The sequence below is a fragment of the Candidatus Pseudothioglobus sp. uisw_142 genome (genome assembly GCF_059512465.1).
The window spans coordinates 1140735-1163779 of the sequence record NZ_CM183452.1 but is presented as its reverse complement, the minus strand read 5'-3'; the positions used below and the strand labels follow the sequence as shown (position 1 = coordinate 1163779).

25 protein-coding genes and 1 tRNA gene are annotated in these 23045 nt (G+C 37.7%); 16 read left to right on the top strand and 10 right to left on the bottom strand.

Annotated features, from left to right (window positions below; all coding sequences use genetic code 11):
* The first annotated feature begins 9 nt into the window (after window positions 1–9).
* The gene (locus AC5YGB_RS05950; RefSeq protein ID WP_496136952.1) at window positions 10–675 is read left to right on the top strand and encodes a nitroreductase family protein; all 666 of its coding nucleotides are present in this window, start codon (window positions 10–12) and stop codon (window positions 673–675) included.
* A gap of 11 nt (window positions 676–686) precedes the next feature.
* Here AC5YGB_RS05950 and AC5YGB_RS05945 read toward each other — a convergent pair whose 3' ends face one another.
* Both AC5YGB_RS05945 and hemB read right to left on the bottom strand, forming a co-directional pair.
* Window positions 687–1139, bottom strand: a complete 453-nt coding sequence (locus AC5YGB_RS05945; protein WP_496136951.1) for a hypothetical protein — start codon at window positions 1137–1139, stop codon at window positions 687–689.
* Between the two features lie 27 nt (window positions 1140–1166).
* The gene (gene hemB, locus AC5YGB_RS05940; protein ID WP_271549605.1) at window positions 1167–2159 is read right to left on the bottom strand and encodes a porphobilinogen synthase; all 993 of its coding nucleotides are present in this window, start codon (window positions 2157–2159) and stop codon (window positions 1167–1169) included.
* A 38-nt stretch (window positions 2160–2197) separates the two neighbouring features.
* Here hemB and thiC point away from each other — a divergent pair, with 38 nt between their 5' ends.
* Complete coding sequence (gene thiC / locus AC5YGB_RS05935; protein WP_496136950.1) at window positions 2198–4066, top strand: phosphomethylpyrimidine synthase ThiC; 1869 nt, start codon at window positions 2198–2200, stop codon at window positions 4064–4066.
* Between the two features lie 12 nt (window positions 4067–4078).
* Here the strand turns inward: thiC and AC5YGB_RS05930 are convergent, their stop codons facing one another.
* Window positions 4079–5338: a glycosyltransferase N-terminal domain-containing protein gene (locus tag AC5YGB_RS05930; RefSeq protein ID WP_496136949.1), complete on the bottom strand. Its 1260-nt coding sequence runs from the start codon at window positions 5336–5338 to the stop codon at window positions 4079–4081.
* Between the two features lie 247 nt (window positions 5339–5585).
* On the opposite strand from AC5YGB_RS05930, the gene cgtA reads away from it, so the two are divergent.
* Genes cgtA through thiL form a run of 8 tightly spaced genes read left to right on the top strand, consistent with a single transcriptional unit; the run spans window position 5586 to window position 11941 of the window.
* Entirely contained in the window at window positions 5586–6602 is a 1017-nt protein-coding gene (cgtA, locus tag AC5YGB_RS05925) for an Obg family GTPase CgtA (RefSeq protein ID WP_496136948.1), read from the top strand.
* Window positions 6589–7362: a glutamate 5-kinase gene (gene proB, locus AC5YGB_RS05920; RefSeq protein WP_271803316.1), complete on the top strand. Its 774-nt coding sequence runs from the start codon at window positions 6589–6591 to the stop codon at window positions 7360–7362. Before cgtA ends, proB begins: the two co-directional genes overlap by 14 nt.
* Window positions 7356–7829, top strand: coding sequence for a 2-amino-4-hydroxy-6-hydroxymethyldihydropteridine diphosphokinase (folK, locus tag AC5YGB_RS05915; RefSeq protein ID WP_496136947.1), 474 nt, complete (start codon window positions 7356–7358; stop codon window positions 7827–7829). The genes proB and folK overlap by 7 nt, the downstream gene beginning before the upstream one ends.
* Window positions 7826–8608 carry a 3-methyl-2-oxobutanoate hydroxymethyltransferase gene (panB, locus tag AC5YGB_RS05910; RefSeq protein ID WP_496136946.1) on the top strand — a complete coding sequence of 261 codons (783 nt, stop codon included), beginning with the start codon at window positions 7826–7828 and terminating at the stop codon, window positions 8606–8608. The genes folK and panB overlap by 4 nt, the downstream gene beginning before the upstream one ends.
* Complete coding sequence (gene panC / locus AC5YGB_RS05905; RefSeq protein ID WP_496136945.1) at window positions 8608–9453, top strand: pantoate--beta-alanine ligase; 846 nt, start codon at window positions 8608–8610, stop codon at window positions 9451–9453. Before panB ends, panC begins: the two co-directional genes overlap by 1 nt.
* Window positions 9446–10024, top strand: coding sequence for an NfuA family Fe-S biogenesis protein (locus tag AC5YGB_RS05900; RefSeq protein ID WP_020024488.1), 579 nt, complete (start codon window positions 9446–9448; stop codon window positions 10022–10024). Before panC ends, AC5YGB_RS05900 begins: the two co-directional genes overlap by 8 nt.
* Window positions 10025–10067: 43 nt before the next feature.
* Window positions 10068–11006 (top strand): histone deacetylase family protein, encoded by a 939-nt coding sequence (locus tag AC5YGB_RS05895; protein WP_496136944.1) that lies wholly within the window; start codon window positions 10068–10070, stop codon window positions 11004–11006.
* A 2-nt stretch (window positions 11007–11008) separates the two neighbouring features.
* Window positions 11009–11941: a thiamine-phosphate kinase gene (gene thiL, locus AC5YGB_RS05890; protein ID WP_496136943.1), complete on the top strand. Its 933-nt coding sequence runs from the start codon at window positions 11009–11011 to the stop codon at window positions 11939–11941.
* Window positions 11942–11958: 17 nt separating this feature from the next.
* Here the strand turns inward: thiL and dksA are convergent, their stop codons facing one another.
* Window positions 11959–12372, bottom strand: coding sequence for an RNA polymerase-binding protein DksA (gene dksA / locus AC5YGB_RS05885; RefSeq protein ID WP_496136942.1), 414 nt, complete (start codon window positions 12370–12372; stop codon window positions 11959–11961).
* Window positions 12373–12465: 93 nt separating this feature from the next.
* On the opposite strand from dksA, the gene AC5YGB_RS05880 reads away from it, so the two are divergent.
* The 6 genes from AC5YGB_RS05880 to AC5YGB_RS05855 all read left to right on the top strand — a co-directional run bounded on the left by AC5YGB_RS05880 (window position 12466) and on the right by AC5YGB_RS05855 (window position 17155).
* Entirely contained in the window at window positions 12466–13227 is a 762-nt protein-coding gene (locus AC5YGB_RS05880) for an HAD-IA family hydrolase (protein WP_496136941.1), read from the top strand.
* Entirely contained in the window at window positions 13211–14704 is a 1494-nt protein-coding gene (gene ilvA, locus AC5YGB_RS05875; protein WP_496136940.1) for a threonine ammonia-lyase, biosynthetic, read from the top strand. Before AC5YGB_RS05880 ends, ilvA begins: the two co-directional genes overlap by 17 nt.
* Window positions 14643–15164: a ribosomal protein S18-alanine N-acetyltransferase gene (gene rimI / locus AC5YGB_RS05870; RefSeq protein WP_496136939.1), complete on the top strand. Its 522-nt coding sequence runs from the start codon at window positions 14643–14645 to the stop codon at window positions 15162–15164. Before ilvA ends, rimI begins: the two co-directional genes overlap by 62 nt.
* Window positions 15164–16423, top strand: a complete 1260-nt coding sequence (icd, locus tag AC5YGB_RS05865; RefSeq protein ID WP_496136938.1) for an NADP-dependent isocitrate dehydrogenase — start codon at window positions 15164–15166, stop codon at window positions 16421–16423. The genes rimI and icd overlap by 1 nt, the downstream gene beginning before the upstream one ends.
* Before the next feature lie 77 nt (window positions 16424–16500).
* Window positions 16501–16576 (top strand) — tRNA-Asn (locus AC5YGB_RS05860).
* A complete protein-coding gene (locus tag AC5YGB_RS05855; RefSeq protein WP_496136937.1) occupies window positions 16544–17155 on the top strand; it encodes a DUF4442 domain-containing protein in 612 nt (203 codons plus the stop codon). The genes AC5YGB_RS05860 and AC5YGB_RS05855 overlap by 33 nt, the downstream gene beginning before the upstream one ends.
* Here AC5YGB_RS05855 and AC5YGB_RS05850 read toward each other — a convergent pair.
* From AC5YGB_RS05850 to AC5YGB_RS05825, 6 genes are all read right to left on the bottom strand, one after another.
* Window positions 17152–17997, bottom strand: coding sequence for an endonuclease/exonuclease/phosphatase family protein (locus tag AC5YGB_RS05850; RefSeq protein WP_496136936.1), 846 nt, complete (start codon window positions 17995–17997; stop codon window positions 17152–17154). The two genes, AC5YGB_RS05855 and AC5YGB_RS05850, sit on opposite strands and share 4 nt — an antisense overlap.
* A complete protein-coding gene (locus tag AC5YGB_RS05845) occupies window positions 17994–18812 on the bottom strand; it encodes an ABC transporter permease subunit (RefSeq protein ID WP_496136935.1) in 819 nt (272 codons plus the stop codon). Before AC5YGB_RS05845 ends, AC5YGB_RS05850 begins: the two co-directional genes overlap by 4 nt.
* Window positions 18809–19684 carry an ABC transporter permease subunit gene (locus AC5YGB_RS05840; RefSeq protein WP_496136934.1) on the bottom strand — a complete coding sequence of 292 codons (876 nt, stop codon included), beginning with the start codon at window positions 19682–19684 and terminating at the stop codon, window positions 18809–18811. The genes AC5YGB_RS05845 and AC5YGB_RS05840 overlap by 4 nt, the downstream gene beginning before the upstream one ends.
* Window positions 19685–19752: 68 nt before the next feature.
* Entirely contained in the window at window positions 19753–21021 is a 1269-nt protein-coding gene (locus tag AC5YGB_RS05835; RefSeq protein ID WP_496138020.1) for an extracellular solute-binding protein, read from the bottom strand.
* A gap of 61 nt (window positions 21022–21082) precedes the next feature.
* Window positions 21083–22120, bottom strand: a complete 1038-nt coding sequence (locus AC5YGB_RS05830; RefSeq protein WP_496136933.1) for an ATP-binding cassette domain-containing protein — start codon at window positions 22118–22120, stop codon at window positions 21083–21085.
* Window positions 22117–22890, bottom strand: coding sequence for a DeoR family transcriptional regulator (locus AC5YGB_RS05825; protein ID WP_496136932.1), 774 nt, complete (start codon window positions 22888–22890; stop codon window positions 22117–22119). The genes AC5YGB_RS05830 and AC5YGB_RS05825 overlap by 4 nt, the downstream gene beginning before the upstream one ends.
* Between the last annotated feature and the right edge of the window lie 155 nt (window positions 22891–23045).

Below are 23045 nucleotides of genomic sequence, written 5' to 3'. Positions count from 1 at the left end.
GAGAATCTGATGGATTTAAAAACCACTTTAATGGATCGAAAATCCACAAGGGCTTTCTTGGATAAAGAAGTGCCCATGGACACAATAAACGAAATCATTGAGCAGTCCAAAACAGCACCTTCTGGAGTGAATACACAGCCCTGGCAAGTTGCAGTCATTCAGGGCGAGAGTAAAAATAACCTCTGTAATAAGTTTGAGAAGGCTTTTAGAGGCGGAGTAAAAGGCTCTATGGACTATAAGTATTACCCAGTTGAGTGGCTTGACGAATATAAACAAAGAAGAAAGGAATGCGGCCTTATCCTCTACTCAACATTGAATATAAGTAGAGAAGATAAAGACAGACAGCTTGACCAGTGGGCGCTAAATTATCAAGCCTTTAATGCCCCTGTTATTCTTCTATTTTTTATTGATAGATCAATGGAGAAAGGCTCTTTTATGGATTATGGAATGTTTATTCAATCGATCATGCTTTCAGCTGTCGAAAAAGGATTGGCAACTTGTCCTCAGGCAGCTCTGGGAGAGTATCCTGACATTGTTCGCCAAGAGTTTCCAGAATACAAGGACAAAATGGTGCTTTGTGGTCTAGCTTTGGGCTACGAAGACAAGGGTCAAATCGTCAACTCATACAGAACACCAAGGGAAGATTTAAGTCGTTTTGTAAGGTACTATAACTAAAATAGATAGATTTATTGTTCAGTCTGCTCTTTTGCAAGCTCAAGCTCAAATTGACTCAGCTCAAGCTCGATGAGGGCGCTTGAAAGCTCTTCGGTTAGTGATTTAATTTGATTATCATTTGTAATTACAAATGATTCGCTTTGGCTGAGTTCAGACTGGAGTTGATTGTTTCGAGTTTTAATTAAATTCATCTCAGCCTCAAGCACTTGAACCTTGCTAGATGAAAGATTAAGTTTTTTAGTAGATGAATTCAGCAAGTCAAGGGAGTTTATTAATTGACTATCTAGATCATCCAGTTGCGTTTGCAAACTAATAAGATCTGATTTGTATTGTTTAATCTCTTCAGAGTTATCAATGGAAATAATGACAGGCTCAGGAGTCTTTATATTAAATTGTGAATAAGTATGCCCTATAAAAAAAACAACCACAGTTGATATTAAATAGAAGGCAATTTTTTGGTTCATTTTTATCTATCTTTTAATAAAAATTGATCATGAATCTTTAATCCACTTAGCAGCATCTTTCGCATAATAAGTCAAGATGGCATCTGCACCAGCCCTTTTAAAGCAGAGCAGTGTTTCAAGAACCGTTGACTTTTCATCAATCCAGTTCTTTTGACTAGCTGCCTTAAGCATAGCATATTCACCACTGACATGATAGGCAAAAGTCGGCACTCCAAACGTTTGTTTAACATTGGATACAATATCAAGATATGGTAGGCCTGGCTTGATCATGACCATATCAGCACCCTCGTTAATATCCAGTTCGACCTCGCGAATTGCTTCGTTAGCATTTCCAGGATCCATCTGGTAGCTCTTTTTATCTGACTTTCCAAGGCTTCCAGAAGAACCAACTGCATCCCTAAAGGGTCCATAAAATGACGAGGCATATTTTGCAGCATACGATAATATGTTGGTATTTTTATAGCCTGACTCTTCTAGTGCATTTCGAATTGCCCCTATTCTTCCATCCATCATGTCAGAGGGCGCAACGATGTCCGCGCCCGCCTCGGCATGTGAAAGGGCTTGTTTGATGAGAACCTTGACTGTTTCATCATTGAGAACATATCCATTGGAATTAATTAATCCATCCTGACCATGGCTTGTAAATGGGTCCAATGCAACGTCAGTAATCACTGCAAGCTCTGGGAAGCTTCTCTTGAGAGCGCGGACAGCTCTTTGAACAAGTCCATCTGAATTATAAGACTCTTCAGCATCTTCAGTTTTTTTCTCAGAAGAAATAACGGGAAAAAGGGCAATGGCTTGAATTTTTAAATCAACAATCTCCTTAGCCTCAATCAAAAGCTGGTCGATGCTTAGTCTTTCAATACCAGGCATCGAGTCAATTTTTTCCTTAATGTTTTCTCCCTCTATAACAAATAGAGGGTAGATTAAATCGTTAGCAGTTAAAGTGTGTTCACGAACTAAAGAACGATTAAATTCTTGTTTTCTCAATCTTCTTGGTCGATGAGTTAAAATGGACATTTTCATTCCTAAAGTAACATTAACCAAATTATACAATAATGAAGCAATCATCCGAAACACTTACAAGTTTATCAAGCGTTAACAAGGCTTTTATTGAGCCTTTTCCCAATTCTAAAAAAGTCTATGCTAAAGGCTCAAGGGACGACATCAATGTCCCCATGAGGCAAATTAAGCTTACAGATACCATAGGAGATTTGGCTGAAAAAAACGATCCAATCCATGTCTATGATACCTCTGGACCCTATACAGACCCTACTAAAACGATTAGTTACAGAGATGGGATAGAATCAGTTCGCTCGAATTGGATTGAGGAAAGAGAAGACACAGAAGTATTAGATGGTGTGAGCTCAAATTTTTCTAATGAAAGACTAAATAACAAAGAGCTTGATGAGCTAAGGTTTGAACATTTAAGAGCTCCTAGAAAGGCAAAGAAAGGAAAAAATGTGACTCAGATGCACTATGCAAAAAAAGGCATTATAACGCCTGAAATGGAGTACATTGCAATAAGAGAAAATTGTCTTTGGCAAGAATATCAGGACCAAATTGGACAACATCAAGGTGAAAGCTTTGGCGCTGCAACGCCAAAGATTATTACGCCAGAATTTGTAAGAGACGAAGTAGCTAGAGGCCGCGCAATTATTCCTAATAATATTAACCATCCTGAAACAGAGCCAATGATTGTTGGTAGAAACTTCTTAGTTAAAATTAATGGAAATATTGGTAACTCAGCGCTTGGCTCTTCAATTGATGAAGAGGTTGGAAAAATGGTTTGGGGTGTTCGTTGGGGCGCTGATACCATTATGGATCTATCAACAGGTAAAAATATTCATGAAACACGTGAATGGATTATTCGTAATTCACCAGTCCCTGTTGGAACTGTGCCTATTTATCAAGCGCTTGAAAAAGTGAAAGGTGTTGCAGAAGATCTGACCTGGGAGATCTTTAGAGACACGTTGATTGAACAAGCTGAGCAGGGCGTTGATTACTTTACGATTCATGCTGGTGTTCGCCTTAAATACGTCCCATTGACAATGAATAGGGTTACTGGAATCGTATCTAGAGGGGGCTCTATCATGGCGAAATGGTGTCTTGCGCATCACACAGAGAGTTTTCTTTACACACACTTTGAAGACATTTGTGAAATTATGAAGGCTTATGACGTGACCTTCTCACTTGGTGACGGTTTGAGACCAGGATCAATTGCCGATGCAAATGATGCCGCTCAGTATGGTGAGCTCGAGACTCTAGGTGAGCTTACTAAAATCGCCTGGAAGCATGACGTGCAAACTTTCATTGAAGGTCCGGGTCATGTTCCAATGCACATGATTAAAGATAACATGGAAAAGCAGCTTGAAGAGTGTGGTGAAGCTCCTTTCTATACTCTTGGACCATTGACCACAGATATTGCGCCTGGATATGATCATATTACCTCAGCAATTGGAGCAGCACAAATTGGCTGGTATGGCTGTGCGATGCTTTGCTATGTCACCCCTAAGGAGCATCTTGGGCTACCTAACCAGGATGATGTTAAGACAGGAATTATTACTTATAAAATTGCTGCGCATGCAGCTGATCTTGCTAAAGGACATCCAGGAGCTCAGATCAGAGATAATGCACTCTCCAAAGCCCGATTTGAATTTAGATGGGAAGACCAGTTTAACTTGGCACTTGATCCAGATACAGCGAGAAGCTTTCATGATGAAACGCTTCCAAAGCAAGCGGCTAAAACTGCGCATTTTTGCTCAATGTGTGGACCTAAGTTCTGCTCTATGAAAATCTCACAAGATATTAAGGGGCTTGACAGCGCTACGGTTGAAAAAATTCAAGAAATTCAGATTGAAATGGATAAAAAATCTGAAGAATTTCTAGATAATGATAGTGAAATCTATTTAAAAGAAGGGGCTTAAAGCTAGTTAGAGTTAAATCTTGATCAGCGGCGTGATGACTTCAAGAATCTCATTAACTGCGCCGCGATTTTTATCGAAAGTTTTTTTGGCATTAACCCCAAGCTGCTCTCTTCTATGATCACTTTTAAGTAGTTCAGAAATTGTGCTCATCAATTCATCCGCATTGGTGACTTGGATTGCCGCATCACTCCTTAATAGTTTCTTTGAGATTTCTTCGAAGTTAAATACACTAGGGCCAAAAATAATTGGTTTTGATAAGGATGCAGCTTCCAGCATATTTTGACAGCCATTATCAGAAAGACTTCCTCCAATAAAGGCAAGGTCGCAGACTGAATAATAGGACATCATCTCACCCATAGTATCACCAATTAAAATATCAGTATCTTCAGAACATTTTAATACTGCAGATCTTCTTTCAGCCTTAAGCCCACTTGCTTTTGCAAGCTTAAAAACCTCATTGAATCTCTCAGGGTGTCTTGGAATAATAATTAAAAGAGAGTTGATATTATCTGCAGAATTGATATAACTTTTAATGATTTGTTCTTCTTCACCTTCACGAGTACTGGCAAAAACAGTTATTTTCCTGTCTCCAATTATTTTTTTTAAAGCTTTGATAGACTTATCGTCAATTGTATTGTTACTGTCAAACTTTAAACTACCCGTTGTAATCATCTTTTCTTGATTCGCTCCAAGTGATATGAACCGATCAGATGAAAATGAATTTTGAGCGCAAATCAAACTGAGGTTATTTAAAGAGGCCTTGACTAATTTTGCAAAATATTTGTCATATCTTTGAAATGACTTATCTGATAAACGCGCATTGATGAGTGCTGTAGTAATGTTTTTCTTTTTAAGTATATGTATTAAGTTTGGCCAAATTTCAGTCTCAAGCAGGATGCAGATCTCAGGGTTTATTTTTCGAATAAATGAATCTAATATAATGGGAATATCAAAAGGAAAAAAACAGTGTTTAACGTTATTTTTATAGTAATTATTGACTGTATTAAAACCTGTAATTGTTGTAGTTGAAATAACAATCTGGTGATTGGGGTATTGACTCATAAGCTTTTCAATTAGAGGCTTAGAGGCATTAAACTCTCCAACAGAAACGCAGTGAGTCCAAATCACTCTTCCAGGTATTTTCTCAACGATACCGAATTGATTTTTTAGTTTTCTTGTCCAAGATGGATCGTGAGTATCTTTTATGAGAAGCCTAAAGATAGCTAATGGAATACTAAAATAAAGCACCAATGAATATAGAAATCTATTCATAGATAGGTTCAATTAAATGTTTAAGAGAAAAAATGATCATATAGTTTATCTAGGCACTCAAGATTCAAAGTTTTGATAAAGTCTTAATCAAGTTCGATTCTCTTCTAGAGGGCTTATGATAGGAAAAAAGGTATAATAGTTGCCAGATATTATAGCTTTATCATTTAACTTTCATTACATCTATTTCATTTAGACTGATTCTTAATTATGATCTTAGCTGTTAATTTATTATTTATTTAAAAGAATTATGAAATTTGTAGACTCTGCAAGCGTTGTCGTTGAGGCTGGAAAAGGTGGGGCAGGCTGCCTAAGCTTTCGTCGTGAGAAATATATCCCAGATGGCGGACCCGATGGTGGAGACGGCGGTGATGGCGGCAGTGTCTACTTTCAAGGTCAAGAGGGTTTGAATACGTTAAGTGAATTTCGATACAACCGACTATATAGAGCAAAGAATGGAATGCCAGGAATGGGTAGTGATCGAAGAGGAAAGTCAGCTGATGATTTGTATGTTGAGGTTCCACTAGGCACCAAAATCATCGATCTTTCTACAGATGAGGTCATCGGTGAAATAACACTCCACAAGCAAGATTTACTTGTTGCAAAGGGAGGGTTTCATGGATTAGGTAACGCACGATTCAAGTCATCAATTAATCGAGCTCCCAGACAAACTTCTCCAGGGACTCCGGGAGAATCCAGGGAGGTTGCATTAGAGTTAAATATAATGGCTGATGTTGGGCTTTTAGGGATGCCAAATGCAGGTAAGTCATCTTTGATTAGACAAATCTCGGGTGCTCGTCCAAAAGTTGCTGACTACCCTTTTACTACCCTGCATCCTAGTCTTGGTGTTGTCAAAGCAGGAAGTAATCACTTTGTCATGGCAGATATTCCCGGACTTCTTGAAAAAGCGAGTGAGGGTGTTGGACTTGGATTTGAGTTTCTTAAGCACCTGTCAAGAGCTAGAGTGCTTCTGCATGTTGTTGATATATTGCCATTTGATGGCTCTGATCCAATTAAAAATTATTTAACGATAGAATCTGAATTAAAAAAGTTTGATGATGAACTCTTCAAAAAATCTAGGATTGTTGCAATTAATAAAATCGACTTAATTGCAGAAAATGAAAGAGACAAGGTCATTAAGGATTTTCTGAAAAAAATCAAATACAAAGGAATTGCGTTTAACATATCAGCACTAAATGGTTTAGGCTGTAAATCCTTAATTTTTGGTTTGTATGATTTAATAGAGCAAAAAAATGAAGAAGAATAAGTGTTGGGTCGTTAAGATTGGATCCGCCCTTCTGACTAACAATGGAGAAGGAATTGACAAACAATTAATCTCTCAATGGGTGGAGCAGGTTTTAAGTCTTCAAGCTCATAACATTGATGTTGTGTTGGTTTCGAGTGGATCTATTGTTGAAGGAATGAAACGATTGGGATGGAAAGAGAAGCCAAGTGATATACACAAACTTCAGGCTGCTGCTGCAGTTGGTCAAATGGGATTGGTGCAAGCTTACGAGTCATTATTTGCAAAATACAATGTCCAAACTGCTCAAGTCCTTCTAACTCGTGATAATCTTATCAATTCTAAGCATTTCGAAAATATATCAGCAACACTAGCCAACTTGCTTGATTTTGGAATTGTTCCTGTCATCAATGAAAATGATACAGTCGCCACTGAGGAGATTAAGTTTGGTGATAACGACACTTTAGCTGCTCTTGTGGCCAATTTTTTAAATGCAGAAAGATTAGTAATATTGACTGATCAGCATGGTGTTTTTGATGCTGATCCTCGAAAAAATGCCAATGCAAATTTGATAGAAAAAATTCACTTTAATGATGAAAAATTAGAGCGAGTAGCTGGAAAAACAGGAGGCGCTCTGGGCTCTGGTGGTATGTACTCAAAAGTCATGGCTGCTAAGCAGGCCGCAGACACAGATACAATCTCGAATATTGCTTGGGGGCGAGAGAAAGAGGTGCTAACTAGGATTTATCAAGGTGAATATATAGGGACCTTAATTCATTGTTAGTATATATCGGTTTAGGCTCAAATTTAGAAAATCCAAAGGTTCAAATTGAAAAAGCACTTTCAGCATTAAATCTGTCTAATGGAGTCGCTGTGAATGAGGTTTCAAGTTTTTATGAATCAAAGCCTCTTTTAGAGATGCCTGGACCAAATTATATCAATGCAGTTTGCAGTATTAAAACCTCTATGGATGCAATTGATTTATTGGACGTCTGTCAAGGTATTGAAAATGATCAAAAGAGAGTAAGAGAGGTAAAATGGGGCTCGAGAACAATTGATTTAGATATACTTCTTTATGGGCAGCAAGTTATTTCAAGCGAAAGGTTATCTATTCCTCATCCTGAGATAACTAATAGGGCTTTTGTTTTGGTGCCAATGTACGAAATTGATAAAGAGATTAAGGTTCCTCTTTTAGGGTCAATAAAGAAATTAATTGATAGAGTTAATACGCAAGATTTAAAAAAATTATGAAGCACTCAGATTTAGGTCGTTATAAACAGAAAGGTGAAAAAATTACCTGTTTGACAGCTTATGATGCCTCAATGGCTAGTTTGATTGATAGTGCGGGTGTTGACACAATTTTGATTGGTGACTCTCTGGGAATGGTAATTCAAGGCGCAGAAAATACGCGTTCAGTCTCAATGGAAGATATGATTTATCATACCTCTATTGTCTCAGGTGCTTGTAAACAGTCATTGGTCATAGCGGATATGCCTTTTAATAGCTATGAGGATACTCAATCTGCCTTAAGCAATGCAAAAGCTTTAATAGATCATGGCGCTGAAATGATTAAAATTGAGGGCGGTATTGAACATACTGAGGTCATTAAAGCGTTGATATCTAATAATATCAATGTATGTGGTCATCTGGGTCTTCAGCCTCAGCTTGTCATCGATTCAAGTGATTATAAAGTCCAGGGAAGAGATAAGAGCTCTGCGCAATTAATTATTGATAATGCAATGCTATTAGAGTCACTTGGAGTGAGTGTATTGGTTCTTGAATGTGTTCCTAGCGACTTAGCAAAGGTTATTAGCGAGCAAATTAAAATACCAACAATAGGAATTGGTGCTGGAAGAGATTGTGATGGCCAGGTCCTTGTCAGCTATGATATGCTTGGAATTACTTCAGGGAGACAGCCAAGATTTGTTCGAAATTTTTTAAATTCTCAAGACTCTATTTCAGCTGCTGTAAAGTCGTATATCAAAGAGGTAAAGACGGGAACCTTTCCATCTGATAGTGAGAGCTATTAATGCAAATTTTCAAAACAACGACAGGTCTTAAGGGTTTTTTAGAGGATTGTCGGAACAATAACAAAAAAATTTCTCTAGTGCCTACAATGGGTGGGCTTCATGACGGTCATTTAAAGTTAGTCTATAGAGCTAGAGCAATCTCAGATATTGTTGTTGTTAGTATTTTTGTTAATCCAACGCAGTTTGCTAGAGGAGAGGATTTCGAAGACTACCCCAATACTCTTTCTAGTGATCAAAAAAAACTAGAATCAGAAGGAGTTGACGTTTTATTTCTTCCCTCTAAGGGGGAGATTTATCCTGATGGTTTGGATAATGATTATAAGGTTGGTGAAATTGGTCAAATACTGTGTGGTGCATTTAGACCAAGTCACTTTGACGGTGTTGCGCAAGTTGTTCAGCGTTTTTTTAATATTGTTAAGCCTGATTATTCAGTCTTTGGAGAAAAGGACTATCAACAACTTTTGATTATTAAATCATTGGTTGATAAACTTAAATTAGATATTCTCATTGAGTCTGTAGAAACTCAGAGAGAGATCGATGGTTTAGCAATGAGCACTAGAAATCAATATCTAGGTCATGAGGATCGTAAAAAAGCTCCCAACTTTTATTTAAAACTTAATGCGCTAAAAAAGTCTATACTGGATGGGAAATCTATTGAAGCATCAAGATTGAGAGTGATTGATGATTTAGATGAGGAATTTGAGACAGAGTATTTAGAGGTTCTAGATGCGAATAACCTTACACAAATCGAGACTAAAACCTCAGAAATTATTATAATATCTGCAATTAGATTCGGCGGAACGCGTCTAATAGACAATATTGTTTTTAGGAGAACGAATGTTTAGTATTACAGAAGAAGCAGAGGTTTATGTTGCAGATCTTTTTGAGCAGCAAGACGAAAAGGATTTGGGCTTAAAGGTGGATGTTGAAAAAGCTGGGACACCAGTGGCTACAGTCACATTTAATTTTTGTATTAAAAGTGACCTTCCTGATAGTTATCAAGAGTTTCCATTTATTGGTTTCAGTGCCTTTATTGATGAATCTAATAATCAATACTTGAGTGACTCCCATGTTGCTTTAAAGATTGATGGTACTAACAAAAAACTGACGATTACTGCTCCAAATGCTAAAGGAGAGGCGCCTAAAGACGACGCACCCTTAGAAGAGAAAGTTCTGTTTACCATTGTCACCGAGGTCAATCCTAGCCTTTCTTCTCATGGCGGGTTTGTAGATTTAGTTGAAATCACTAAAAAAAATGAAGTTGTCCTGAATTTTGGAGGGGGCTGTCAAGGCTGTAGCTCAGTCAATATGACGCTTAAAGATGGCGTCGAAAAACAGCTGAAAACATTGTACCCAGAAATATCTGCAGTCCTTGATGCGACAGACCACTCTTACAAAGAAAACGCTTATATGTAGTTTTTTTGATTTTCTTTTGCTGGACTTTAAATTAAGGGAATGAATGGAAAAAATAAGGGTCTACTCCCATTCAGCATGCCTCTCTAAAGAGAACGGTGATGGCCATCCTGAGAAAAAAGAGCGACTTCAGTCGATAATGGATTCTATTCAAAGTCTTGATACACTCAATATTGACTTTAAAGAGGCGCCCCTAGCTGAGTATAAAGATATCAATCGAGTCCATCCTCAGTCTTATCTTGATGAGATCTTTGAAATGATTCCAGATGAAGGTCTTGTGGGCGTTGAGAAAGAGCCCTATGCCGATACGCTCTTGTGTCAGAATAGTAAAGAAGCAATATTAAGAGCCTGTGGCGCCGGTATTGGCGCCTCAATAGACCTCATGAGTGGAAATTTTAACAGGCTTTTTTGCGCCATTCGTCCACCAGGACACCATGCAGAAACCACAAGAGTCAATGGCTTTTGCTTTATTAATAATGCAGCAGTTGCAGCTCGCTATTTGCAGTCTGAATTCGATATCAATAAGGTTGCTATCATTGACTTTGATGTTCACCATGGCAATGGCACTCAAGAGATTTTCTATAATGATGAATCGGTACTTTATGGTTCAATTCATCAGCATCCTCTCTTCCCGGGGACAGGCATGGAATCTGAAAAAGGGGTTGGGAATATTTTTAATGCACCCATTGATTCTGGAACTTCAAGTGAAGATTTTTTTAAAATTTTTAATGAAAAAATTTTAAAAAATGTGGATAAATTCAAGCCTGAAGTGATTTTAATCTCAGCAGGTTTTGATGCGCATAAGAGAGACCCTTTGGCAGCGATTAATTTAGATTCTGAAGATTATTTTCTGTTGACTCAGGCAATTGTGGAGATAGCCGATCGACATAGCAGTGGAAGAGTCATTTCTTTTTTAGAGGGAGGCTATGATCTTTTAGCCCTCTCAGAATCAATTGAAGCCCATTTTAAGGGGTTAAGTCTTTAAAGATGATTAACGAGTTCGAGTTAATTAATCGTTACTTTAATTGGCCATTAAGTGATTCTAGTATTGAGCTAGGGGTTGGTGATGACGCAGCACTTTTTGAAATTGATGCTGATTGCCAGCTTGTAACCTCTACTGACACTCTCTCAGAAGGTGTTCACTTCTTTAAGGATGCGCTTCCTGGCGATATTGCCTATAAATCATTAGCAGTTAATCTCAGTGATATTGCAGCAATGGGAGCCAAGGCTAAATGCTTTACACTCTCCCTTACACTTCCTAAACTGGATGAAATTTGGTTAAAAGAGTTTTCAGAATCCCTCAAAGAGGCATCCGAATTTTTTAAGGTTAGTTTAATCGGTGGAGATACGACGAAAGGCCCCTTAAATATTACGATTACGATTATGGGAGTCGTTAAAAAATCTAAGGCGATTAAAAGATCTGGCGCTAAAAATGGGGATGATATTTATGTCTCTGGTAATCTTGGTGATGCTGCCCTTTGTCTAAAAAAAATGAACGAGGGCATTAAGCCAAACTCATCCGAACTCAACAAACTTAATAAACCAGTCCCAAGAATTAAACTCGGTCCTGCCTTAATAAATATAGCAAGCGCGTGTATTGATGTTTCAGATGGACTTGAGCAAGACTTAACTCACATCCTAAGGGCTTCAAAGGTCGGAGCAATTATAGACTCTCAGAACTTACCATTAAGCGATTCAGTTAAGGGTTATCTAAAGACTAGCCAAGACTTAGGTTTGCCATTATGCGGGGGCGATGATTATGAATTATGCTTTACATCTGATCAATCAAATCAAATGGAAATAAAAAAAATATCAGAGAGTCTTAAAATTAGAATCACAAAGATAGGAGTCATTAATAACTCACAGACTCTAGAAATTAGAGGTTATGAAGGCTCAAGCAAGTCTTATCAACACTTCTAAGGAGTAAAAACTAGAATTTAGATTTCTTTTCTTTCTTCTACAGTCTTACAGTCTATACACTTATCGGCAGTAGGGCGAGCCTCTAGACGATTGAGAGCGATTTCAATGCCACAAGTCTTGCAATAACCATAGTCACCCATGTCGATTAAATGAAGTGTCTTATCAATCTTATTGATTAATTTTCTTTCACGATCTCTTGTTCTAAGCTCTAAAGCAAATTCTTCTTCAATTGTAGCCCTGTCATTGATATCTGCAACAGGCGCTGAATCTTCTTGAATGTGATTAATCGTTGATTCTGCCTCAAAAACTAACTGCTCTCTCCAGACATTAAGCTTATGGATGAAATGCTTAAGTTGCCCAGCAGACATGAACTCTTCACCCTTTTTTGGAATGTAGGCAGGAATTTCGTCAAAGTTAGGTTCTGCAGTCATTATTGTTAGTTTTGTAAAAAAAAGTAGTTTTTACCAAAAATTGCCTAAAATAGCAATGATTTTTTTATTTTTGACCCAATTAAATTTTCGCCTATGACCTTGAAAGCAATTATATTTGATGTAGATGGAACTCTTGCTAATACAGAGCATGAAGGTCATCTTAAAGCATTCAATGAGGCGTTCGATTTTTTTGAGTTAGACTGGTATTGGGATAGTGAGCTTTATGGTGAGCTTTTGAGTGTTAGTGGAGGGAAAGAAAGGCTTAGTCATTTCATACAAAAATATAATCCAAAACTAACAAGCCCCTTAACTAAATATGATATAGCTAAGATACATAGAAAAAAGACTGACATTTTTATCAATAAAATAACTGATGGATATATTTCTTTAAGGGTTGGAGTTAAAAGACTCATTAATGAGGCACTTGATAATCATTTAAGGCTAGCAATTGCCACTACAACGTCTTATGAAAATGTTAAGGCAATTTTGGTTTCTGCTTTAGGCGAGGAAGCACTCAAGAACTTTGAAATTATTGCTGCAGGAGATATAGTGGATAACAAAAAACCATCCCCAGAGATTTATCATTATGTCTTAGAAAAGATGAATTTAAACGCGAATGAATGTATAGCCATTGAAGACTCTGAAATTGGTTTTAATTCATCATCTGCAGCAGGACTTAGGACTCTAATAACTGTGAGCGAGTATACTATGACAAAAAACTTTGAAGGCGCACTAGTTGTTCTTGATCACTTAGGTGAAGAGAGCCAGCCTTTTCAGATAATTAATGGCCCACTTTCCAGTCATACGATGGTGAGTGTAGATTATATTAAGGAGCTCTATGAGTGCACTAGTTAACCTGGCAGACAATAGTAACGTTTATGAGGTAGCAAAAGAATCGGCTTTATCGATTGCCCCTCAACTAAGCAAAAGGTTTAATAATAATATCTATTTAAAGCGTGAAGATGATCAAGTGATCCACTCTTTTAAGCTGCGCGGTGCCTATCAAAAAATGAGCTCAATGAGTGATGAGCAAAAAAGCAAAGGCGTTATAGCCTCTTCAGCTGGCAACCATGCCCAAGGTGTTGCCCTTGGCGCTAGTAAATTAAATATAAAAGCCATTATCGTTATGCCTACCAGCACACCTAAAATTAAGGTTCAGGCGGTGGAGCAATTGGGAGCTGAAGTCATACTCTATGGCGATGTTTATGATGACGCATTTCACCATGCACAGAAGCTAGTAGATGAGCATGATCTTTGCTTTATCAGTCCTTATGATGACTTTGAAGTAATAGCCGGTCAAGCCACTGTAGCCAAAGAAATACTATCTCAGCTTGATAAAATAGACTACGTGTTTTCTCCAGTTGGAGGCGGAGGGCTTATATCCGGAATGGCAAGCTACATAAAGCATTACGCTCCGCACATTAAAGTTATTGGAGTGGAGCCAACTGACTCTCCTACCCTTTTTAAAGCATTAGAGGCGAATGAAAGAGTCATACTTGATGATGTAGGGCGGTTTGCTGACGGCGTGGCAGTAAAACAAATTGGTGAACTTCCTTTCGAAATTGCTAAAGAGTCAGTTGATGACGTCATTCTGGTGAGTAATGATGAAATGTGCGCAGCAATAAAAGATATTTATGAAGATTTGCGTTCTGTTTCTGAGCCTGCGGGAGCCCTTTCAACAGCCGGAGTTAAAAAATATATCTTAGAAAATAATTTAAAAAATAAAAATATTGTATCTGTCGTTTCAGGCTCTAATGTCAACTTTGATAGATTAAGGTATATTGCAGAGCGTGCTGATCTGGGCGAGCTTAATGAAGCTATTGTTGCTGTTACAATTCCTGAAGAGCCAGGAAGCTTCCTTAAATTCTGCGAGCTGCTTGATAACTCTTCTATCACAGAGTTTAATTACCGGTACTCAACTAAAAAAGATGCACACATTTTTGTTGGCATTAAGCTGAGTAAAGGGGAGGGTGAAAAACAGGCTTTAATTTCAAGATTGTCTAAATCCTTTGAGGTTATTGATATGAGTGATAATTCAATGGCAAAAACGCATATCAGATACATGGTTGGCGGCCATGCAAATGCTGAGAATGAAGTCATCTACAGATTTGAGTTCCCTGAGAGGCCAGGAGCGCTTTTGAATTTTCTTAAAAAAGTGAAAACAAAATGGAACATATCGCTCTTTCATTACCGTAACCATGGCGCAGATTTTGGTCGAGTATTAATTGGCCTTCAGGTTGATGATGTTGCTGACCTTGAGGCTAGGTTTGATGAAATTGGATACTATTACCAAAACGAAACTGACAACAAAGCTTATCAGTACTTCCTTTAATCAGCTACTTGAGACAGATATTGAATCTATCCTCTTGATTGAGAGGCAGAGTTCAAACAATCCGTGGACTCAAACACAGTTACTTGAAAGTATTAAAAATCCAGTCAATCTAGGTTATTCATTAATTTATAAGTCAGAAATTATTGGGTACTTGTTAGCAATGCCAGTCATTGAAAGTGCCGATATTCTAAATATAGCAATTAATTCAAGTTATCAAAGAAAGGGTTTTGGGAAAGCATTGATAGAGCACTTGGTTCAAGCTCTTAACAAGAGGGGAGTGAGTGAAGTTTTATTGGAGGTAAGGCAGAGTAATTTTTCTGCAATTAAATTTTATCTAGCTTTGGGTTTTAAAGAGATATCAGTTCGAAAAAATTACTATACGAAAAACTCAAATGAACCTTCAGTGAAAGAAGACGGTATAATAATGCGTCTAGAAATCTCAACAACTAACAATACATAATGACCTATAAAAATATTACAGTACCAACTTCTGGTGAGCCAATCTCAATTAAAAATAATGCTCTAAATGTACCTCATAAACCGATCATTACTTATATAGAAGGCGATGGTATTGGTGCTGACATTACACCAGTGATGCTAGATGTGGTCAATACCGCAGTTCAAAAAGCATATGGTGGTGAGAGAGAGATACAATGGATGGAAATTTTTGCAGGTGAAAAGGCAGATAGTATTTATGGCGAATATTTACCAGAGGAGACTGTAGAAGCAATCAAGAAGTTTTCGGTCTCAATTAAAGGCCCACTAACAACTCCTGTAGGTGGAGGAATGAGGTCACTTAATGTTGCCATCAGACAAATTCTAGATCTATACATATGCCAAAGACCTGTTCAGTACTTTGAAGGCACTCCTTCGCCAGTTAGGCATCCAGAAAAAGTGGATATGGTCATTTTTAGAGAAAACTCTGAGGATATTTATGCTGGCATTGAGTTTCCTAAAGGTTCAGCCGAAGTGAAAAAGGTCATTGATTTTCTTCAACAAGAAATGGGCGCAACCAAGATAAGGTTTCCAGAAACATCAGGCATTGGTATTAAGCCGGTTTCAACTGAAGGCACCTCAAGACTTGTCAGGGCAGCTATTCAATATGCAATAGATAACGATAAGCCATCAGTAACAATTGTTCATAAGGGCAATATTATGAAGTTTACTGAGGGCTTATTTAGAGATACCGCATATCAACTTGCTAAAGATGAATTTGGCGCAAAAGAGATTGATGGAGGCCCATGGTGCAGCTTTAAAAACCCAAATAATGGAAATGAAATCATTATAAATGACACAATTGCAGACGCCTTTCTTCAGCAGATACTCCTTCGTCCATCAGAGTACTCAGTCATTGCGACTTTAAATCTTAATGGTGACTATATTTCTGATGCCTTGGCAGCGCAAGTAGGCGGCATTGGGATTGCGCCAGGAGCCAATCTTTCAGATACTATTGGAGTATTTGAAGCGACTCATGGGACAGCGCCAGGCTATGCAGGAAAGGATAAGGTAAACCCTTCATCTCTAATTCTCTCTGCTGAGATGATGCTTAGACATATGGGATGGACAGAGGCGGCTGATTTAATCGTTAACTCAATGTCAAATACAATACAAAAAGGTACCGTTACTTATGACCTTGAAAGATTAATTGAGGGCGCTACTTTACTCTCTTGTTCTGAGTTTGGAAAGGCACTTGAGGACTCAATAAAGCAAGCAAACTAAATAATCACCAATAAACGATTATAAAAGCTAAGATTTGATTGACTCAAAATTCATAGCTCGTTATAATCTCTCGCTATTCCCTGATAGCTCAGTTGGTAGAGCAACGGACTGTTAATCCGTTTGTCCCTGGTTCGAGCCCAGGTCAGGGAGCCAAATTTAATATCAAAGACATCTTCGGATGTCTTTTTTGTTTCTATAATCAATTTCAAAATGATTGCTTATCAAAAACTTGCCAAGATAGCCTCCAAATTCATATCCAAATCTAAGGTTTTGAAGTATGGCTTTAATTTATCTCCGATGTATAGAAGGACCTCTGCAAAAGTTCTCTATATTTCTGAGGATTTTTCGAAGATAAAAATAAAACTGCCCTATAGTTATAAAAATGCTAACTACGTCAATACCATATTTGGTGGCAGTATGTTTTCTGCAGTAGATCCATTTCCAATGACTCAGTTGATGAACTTAATTGGCGATGATTATGTAGTTTGGGATAAGGCTGCTGAAATTTTCTTTAGAAGGCCGGCAAGGGAGGATCTTTATGCAGAGTTTACATATACTTCAGAAGAACTGAATGAGATTAAAAAGAAGGCAACAGAGAATAATGAGTTTGAAATCGTTAAGAAGACCAAGCTAACAAATAAAGACAAAAGCATTGTATTTTGTGAGGTCCGAAAAACTGTCTACATTGCTAATAAAACATTCTTCAAAAATAAGCGTAAAAAAGCTAATTAAGCTGTGACTGTCAAGACTATAGGCTGGTGGTCTGAAGCATCCGTCTCTTCATTGACGATGAAGTTAGCAATGTTACTTTTAAGATTATCACTAACAAATGCAAAGTCCCTGCAATGAGGGCCTTCTGACCATTGTTTTTTGTCATATATTCCACAGGTAGGCGCATGCTTTAAATCTGAATTTAGATGCGTCCAAGAGTCAATCAATGGCTTATCACTATAACTTGCAATCAGGCTATACTCTTCAGAATTTGCTTCAAAATTAAAGTCCCCACAGATGATAATTCTATTTGAACGTTCAAGCTTAGCATATGGGCTATTTTCTTGGATGGTTGCAGGGTTAATAGACAAATTATCAATGTCATCTTTAATCGATAAAATTCGCTTAAATTGTTCATAACGTTGATTTTGAGAACCGTACTCTAAGTGAGTTGTGATAACGCACATAGGAAAGGAGGGTGTTTGGACAGTAACTTCTGAAGCTTGTCTAGGCATATGTCTGAAACTACTATTTGTCGGTTGTGGAAGTATATGATTAAAAGAAGATAAGACAGGTAGTTTTGAAAGTATGATATTTCCGAACTGCTCTCTTTGACTTTCTCCAGCACGCAAAACATCATACGCTGGGCCAAAAAAAACTTCATAGTCTTTGAATAAATTTGATAATTGTTTTAATTGATCAGGCTTTGTATTATCTTTAAGGATTAAATTACGAGAGACCTCCTGAAGACAAATAACGTCAGGAGTACACATACTAAAAATAGTATCAGCAATTTTATTTAAAGAAATTTTTCCATCAACGCCTTCTCCATTCTGGATATTCCAGCTTAGAACTTGAATCATTTGATCCCAGCTTGCATGAATGACTGAACAAACTGTTTTTGAAATATTAAAAAAGCAATCAGAAGGGGGGCAACTGACATTAGAGTGGCGGCTGATAAAATTGACCATTCAACCCCAGACTCTGGAGCAGCAAAAATACCTAGTCCTACAGTTAGCGGTCTAGTTTCAACCGAATTTGAAATGATGAGTGGCCATAAGAAGTTATTCCAGTGATGGCTCACAGAAACTAGAGAGAATGCAATATATGTTGGAGTGGCAAGTGGTACATAAACCTTCCATAATATACTCATAGTTCCACATCCTTCAAGTTCTGCCGCATCCTCTAATTCTTTTGGGATTGATTTGAATGCTTGACGCAATAGAAAGATACAAAATGCACTTGCAACATACGGTAACCCCATACCAGAAATTGTATCCACTAAGCTTAATTTTGAAAGTGTAACATAGTTTTGAACGATTAAAATTTCAGGTGTTATCATTAATTGAACCAGGACTAATGCAAATGCAACGTTAGCACCCGTGAACTTAAAACGAACAAAGGCGTAAGCTGCTAGTGTTGAAATTAAGAGCTGTCCAGGCAATATAAACGAAACCAACAAAAAAGTGTTTAGACTGAATCTGGCAAATGGGGCTTGACTCCAGGCCTCACGAAAATTATCAAGCGTTAGTGGTGAAAATATATCGAAATGCATCGCATCACTGCTAGAGTGAAAAGCAGCCCAAAAAGCATACAATAATGGAAGGATCCAAAATCCAGCTAGGATGTACGCTCCTATATGCTCAACACTTGTTTGTATTCTGTTTCTATATGTCATCGGTAATGAGTACGTCTATCTAAAAAGAAAAATTGTGCTAATGCAGTTAAAGCAAGTAGAGCCAATAAAAATATGGTTAAAGCGGATGCATAAGAGATATCTAAAAATGAGAAAGCTGTTTCATAAATATAATAAAGAATTAAATTACTGGCATTGTCAGGTCCGCCTTTAGTTAGCACAAATAAATGATCTACCAGTTTAAATGAATTAAGAAAGGCATTAATCAAAACGAATAGTGTTGTTGGAAGGAGTAAAGGGAACTGGATGCGCCAAAAATAATTCCAACGCGAAGAACCTTCTAGCTTTGAAGCTTCTTCGAGCTCAGGAGAAATAGTTTGCAGTCCTGCTAAATAAAAGACCATAAATAAGCCAGCCTCCTTCCAGACAGTCATCACAATGATGGATGGAAGAACGGTTGATGGGTCGCCTAACCAATTATTACCTTCAAAACCAAATATTTCGAGTACTTTATCTATTAATCCAATATCTGGTGCGTAGAAAAATAACCAAATGTTAGCAACTGCAATCATCGGAAGCATGGTTGGCGTAAAGTAAGCCATCCTCAGAAATCCCCTTCCAGGAATGGCCTTATTAACAATTAAAGCCATCAGGATCGCAATACCTATAGAAGTTGGAATAGTTCCTAGTGCAAGCCACATATTGTTTACAAAAACTTTCCAAAATATGGGATCACTAAACATGCTTTCGTAGGCTTCTACTCCTGAGAAACGTCTGGGTCTTAAAATTGATTTGTTGGTATATAAACTTTGAAAAAAAGTTGTTACAGTAGGGTAATGGGTAAACGCCAAAAGTAATATTGCTGCAGGAGTAAATAACAGCCAGCCTTGAATATTACGAGTACTATCTTTCATTATTATTACTTTTGAAGTCTAATAAAAATAATTGGCGGATGTCATTAAACATCCGCCAATCAACCAAATTAACGATAAGGTTTTAAAATACGCTCAGCAGCGGCTTGCGCCCCTGAAAGAGCTTCTTTAGGAGTTTTACTTCCAACAAGTGCAGCTTGAATTGCATCATTCAATCCTTTTTTAACACGACTTGTTTGGTAAGTTGAGAACTCAGCTGTAGCATATGCTAATTGATCACGAGCAACTGCTGCTGGTGGGAACTCCTCTACATAAGACGATAAAGCATCAGTCTCATATGCATCAGCACTAACACCCATATAGCCAGTGGCTACTGACCAAGCTGCTGATTGCTCCGGTGAAGTCATAAACTTAATGAGTTTCATAGATGCTTCACGCTCTTCTGCAGTAGTATCCTTGAACATGTAGAAGTTACCACCACCTGTAGGCGTTCCACGACGCTTTCCAGCTGGAAGCATTGCTACTCCAAAATCAAAGCTAGCATTATTCTTAACAGTAGTTAAGTTTCCAGTAGAGTGCCACATCATTGCAGTTTTGCCCTCTAGGAAGTTTTGACGAAGCGTACCCCACTCGATTGTGCCTTCAGGCATAATCTTGTGCTCAGATCCCATAGCTTTCCATACTTCTAAAGCTTCAACTACATCAGGATGATCAAAGTTAGTCTTATCACCACTCGTCATAAGAGTCTGGCCATTTTGCATAGCAAGTGCACCAAACATCCAGTATGGGTAACCTGTGGATGGAATCATAAGACCCCACTGTGAACCGTCATCTTTAGTTAACGCTTTAGCTGCAGCAATAAGTCCGCCCCAAGTAGCTGGTGGTGTTTCTGGGTCTAGGCCAGCTTCACGATAGGCGTCTTTGTTGTAGTACATAACAATAGTTGATCGCTGAAAAGGGATACCCCAAGTTTTTCCAGCTGCAATTCCATTTTCCATAAGTGATGGATAAAAAGAATTCAACCACGCTTTTTCTTCGGCTGTTGAAACAACATCATCAAAAGGGATGATTGCATCAAGCTCACGAAGTTCATGAACGTCAATTGAGAACATGACTGATAACTGAGCAGGTTTTCCACTCTCAAGAGCTGCAAGAGCTTTAATTCTTGTGTCGTCATAGTTACCAGAATAAATTGCATTAACTTCAATGTCAGGGTTTTCTGCCATAAAGTCTGCAACTATCGAATCAACGGCTTGTGTTAATTTGCCACCAACAGCGATAGGGTAGTACATTGTTAATTCCGTTTTTGCAATAGCAGCACTTGAAAACATAGTTATACCAAGTGCAACAGTTAAGCAATAGGAAATTTTAGTAAACATTTTTTTCATTTCTTTCTCCTATGTAATCGTAGTGTTAAACATTTGTTATTAAAAAACGCTCCTACGACTTTAAGCGTTTATCATTTTTATCAAACAAATACATGTCATCTAAGTTCCAGCTAACGCAAAGCTTATCCCCTAGTTGAATTTTTGGTTGTCTTGGCTCACGAAGAAAAAAATCTTTCTCCTTGTGGGTAAGCTTGAATACAGTTTCACCGCCGAAGTAGTCAATACTTTTCACTAAAACTTGAAGACCTTTTTTTGAAAACGTTATGTGCTCAGGCCTAACTCCAATATTTTTAATATTTTTATTTGAGTCTATTGCTGAGAATATTTTCGAATCTAAGCTTGAGGTATCTATTTCATTTATATTCAAAATGTTCATCGGTGGAAGTCCAATGAATTGAGCACTGAAGACGCTATTTGGTGAATTATAAATCTCCTCAGGGGCACCAACTTGAACGATTTCTCCTAGTTTAAGAAGAATAATTTGGTCAGCCATAGACATAGCTTCAACTTGATCATGTGTGACATAAACCACTGTTAAACCTAATCTTTTTTGGAGATCTCTTATTTCATCGCGCATTTCAGCGCGAAGTTTTGAGTCAAGATTGGATAATGGCTCATCCATAAGGCATACAGACTGATCAGACACAATAGAGCGCGCTAAGGCAACTCTTTGTCGCTGACCGCCAGAAAGATTGGCGGGTTTTCGGTCTAGTAATTCAGTAAGACCAACAACTTTGGCTGCTTCTTCTACCTTTCTTTCCCTTTCTTCAGCAGGGACTTTGCGAACTTTGAGTCCAAATTGAATATTTTCTTTTACATTTAAATGAGGAAATAAGGCATATGATTGAAACACCATTGATACGCCCCTTTTAGATGCCTCTATATCTGTAACATTTGCTCCACCAATATTTATACTGCCATTACTAACTTGTTCAAGACCAGACAACATTTTAAGAATTGTTGACTTGCCACATCCAGATGGGCCAAGAAGAACTGTGAATGACTTTTCAGGAACATTGAAAGAAACATCTTTTACAGCATCTATATCACCATAACTTCTAGAAAGATTTTTAACTTCAATTGCACTCATATTTCTTCCTTATCACAAATTATTAATTGAGACTCTGAATCATCTATTATTTGAATAATTTCAGTGGGAGGATGCTGGTCACAAAAAACTTTAGTAACCTCTTCAATCTGTCCTCCTCGCACATGGGCAATTCGACCAAATTTTTCATGATCCAGAACTAAAAGGCTTTCGCGACAATTATCAAGGATGACTCTTCTTATCTGAACCTCTTCATCAGAGAAGTCTAGTAATACACCATCATTATCAACACCAGCAACGCCAAATATTCCAAAGTCAGTCTTATATGAATTAAAGAAGTTTTCAACAGGGCTTCCAACCATATCAAAATCACCACTTCGTATTCTGCCACCCGAGCTGTATACTTCAAAACTGGAATTCGTACTTGCAGTTTGAGCAATGATTAGGTTGTTGGTATAAATCTTAAGGTTTTTATGTTTTAAAAGTGCTCTCACAACCATCTCAGGGGTAGTGCCTATCCCAAGAGATATAGAGCTACCATGTGGAATTTGATTGGCAACCTCTTTTGCTATAGATCTTTTGGCTACTCTATTAAGCACCTGTCTAGTGCCATAAGCAAGATTACCATCAGTTGATAAAGGCTCTACACCTCCATGCTTTCTTTTTGCTTGCCCATAATCACAAAGGACGTTAATGTCCCTTCTTACTGTTTGAGTTGTGACACTAAAACGGTCAGCAAGACTTTCAACAGTAATAAATTCTTCTTGGCGAAGTAGGTCAGAAATTTCTGCTTGTCTAGCAGTTAAATCCATCTATAGCTCCAAATTGTTCATTTGAACTCCAATTCTAACATAAAAGATAAAAATGAACAATATTTTTTAATCAAATGAATATTTTTCTATATTTAAATGTCAATTATGCTAAAATATTTACGTATATGTTCATATGAAAATAATTATTTTCATTT

Excerpts from the sequence above, each read along its gene's own strand:
- AC5YGB_RS05950 (WP_496136952.1), top strand. The coding sequence starts at position 10 with ATGGATTTAAAAACCACTTTAATGGATCGAAAATCCACAAGGGCTTTC.
- AC5YGB_RS05945 (WP_496136951.1), bottom strand. The coding sequence starts at position 1,139 with ATGAACCAAAAAATTGCCTTCTATTTAATATCAACTGTGGTTGTTTTT.
- hemB (WP_271549605.1), bottom strand. The coding sequence starts at position 2,159 with ATGTCCATTTTAACTCATCGACCAAGAAGATTGAGAAAACAAGAATTT.
- thiC (WP_496136950.1), top strand. The coding sequence starts at position 2,198 with ATGAAGCAATCATCCGAAACACTTACAAGTTTATCAAGCGTTAACAAG.
- AC5YGB_RS05930 (WP_496136949.1), bottom strand. The coding sequence starts at position 5,338 with ATGAATAGATTTCTATATTCATTGGTGCTTTATTTTAGTATTCCATTA.
- cgtA (WP_496136948.1), top strand. The coding sequence starts at position 5,586 with ATGAAATTTGTAGACTCTGCAAGCGTTGTCGTTGAGGCTGGAAAAGGT.
- proB (WP_271803316.1), top strand. The coding sequence starts at position 6,589 with ATGAAGAAGAATAAGTGTTGGGTCGTTAAGATTGGATCCGCCCTTCTG.
- panB (WP_496136946.1), top strand. The coding sequence starts at position 7,826 with ATGAAGCACTCAGATTTAGGTCGTTATAAACAGAAAGGTGAAAAAATT.
- panC (WP_496136945.1), top strand. The coding sequence starts at position 8,608 with ATGCAAATTTTCAAAACAACGACAGGTCTTAAGGGTTTTTTAGAGGAT.
- AC5YGB_RS05900 (WP_020024488.1), top strand. The coding sequence starts at position 9,446 with ATGTTTAGTATTACAGAAGAAGCAGAGGTTTATGTTGCAGATCTTTTT.
- AC5YGB_RS05895 (WP_496136944.1), top strand. The coding sequence starts at position 10,068 with ATGGAAAAAATAAGGGTCTACTCCCATTCAGCATGCCTCTCTAAAGAG.
- thiL (WP_496136943.1), top strand. The coding sequence starts at position 11,009 with ATGATTAACGAGTTCGAGTTAATTAATCGTTACTTTAATTGGCCATTA.
- dksA (WP_496136942.1), bottom strand. The coding sequence starts at position 12,372 with ATGACTGCAGAACCTAACTTTGACGAAATTCCTGCCTACATTCCAAAA.
- AC5YGB_RS05880 (WP_496136941.1), top strand. The coding sequence starts at position 12,466 with ATGACCTTGAAAGCAATTATATTTGATGTAGATGGAACTCTTGCTAAT.
- ilvA (WP_496136940.1), top strand. The coding sequence starts at position 13,211 with ATGAGTGCACTAGTTAACCTGGCAGACAATAGTAACGTTTATGAGGTA.
- rimI (WP_496136939.1), top strand. The coding sequence starts at position 14,643 with ATGAAATTGGATACTATTACCAAAACGAAACTGACAACAAAGCTTATC.
- icd (WP_496136938.1), top strand. The coding sequence starts at position 15,164 with ATGACCTATAAAAATATTACAGTACCAACTTCTGGTGAGCCAATCTCA.
- AC5YGB_RS05850 (WP_496136936.1), bottom strand. The coding sequence starts at position 17,997 with ATGATTCAAGTTCTAAGCTGGAATATCCAGAATGGAGAAGGCGTTGAT.
- AC5YGB_RS05845 (WP_496136935.1), bottom strand. The coding sequence starts at position 18,812 with ATGACATATAGAAACAGAATACAAACAAGTGTTGAGCATATAGGAGCG.
- AC5YGB_RS05840 (WP_496136934.1), bottom strand. The coding sequence starts at position 19,684 with ATGAAAGATAGTACTCGTAATATTCAAGGCTGGCTGTTATTTACTCCT.
- AC5YGB_RS05835 (WP_496138020.1), bottom strand. The coding sequence starts at position 21,021 with ATGTTTACTAAAATTTCCTATTGCTTAACTGTTGCACTTGGTATAACT.
- AC5YGB_RS05830 (WP_496136933.1), bottom strand. The coding sequence starts at position 22,120 with ATGAGTGCAATTGAAGTTAAAAATCTTTCTAGAAGTTATGGTGATATA.
- AC5YGB_RS05825 (WP_496136932.1), bottom strand. The coding sequence starts at position 22,890 with ATGGATTTAACTGCTAGACAAGCAGAAATTTCTGACCTACTTCGCCAA.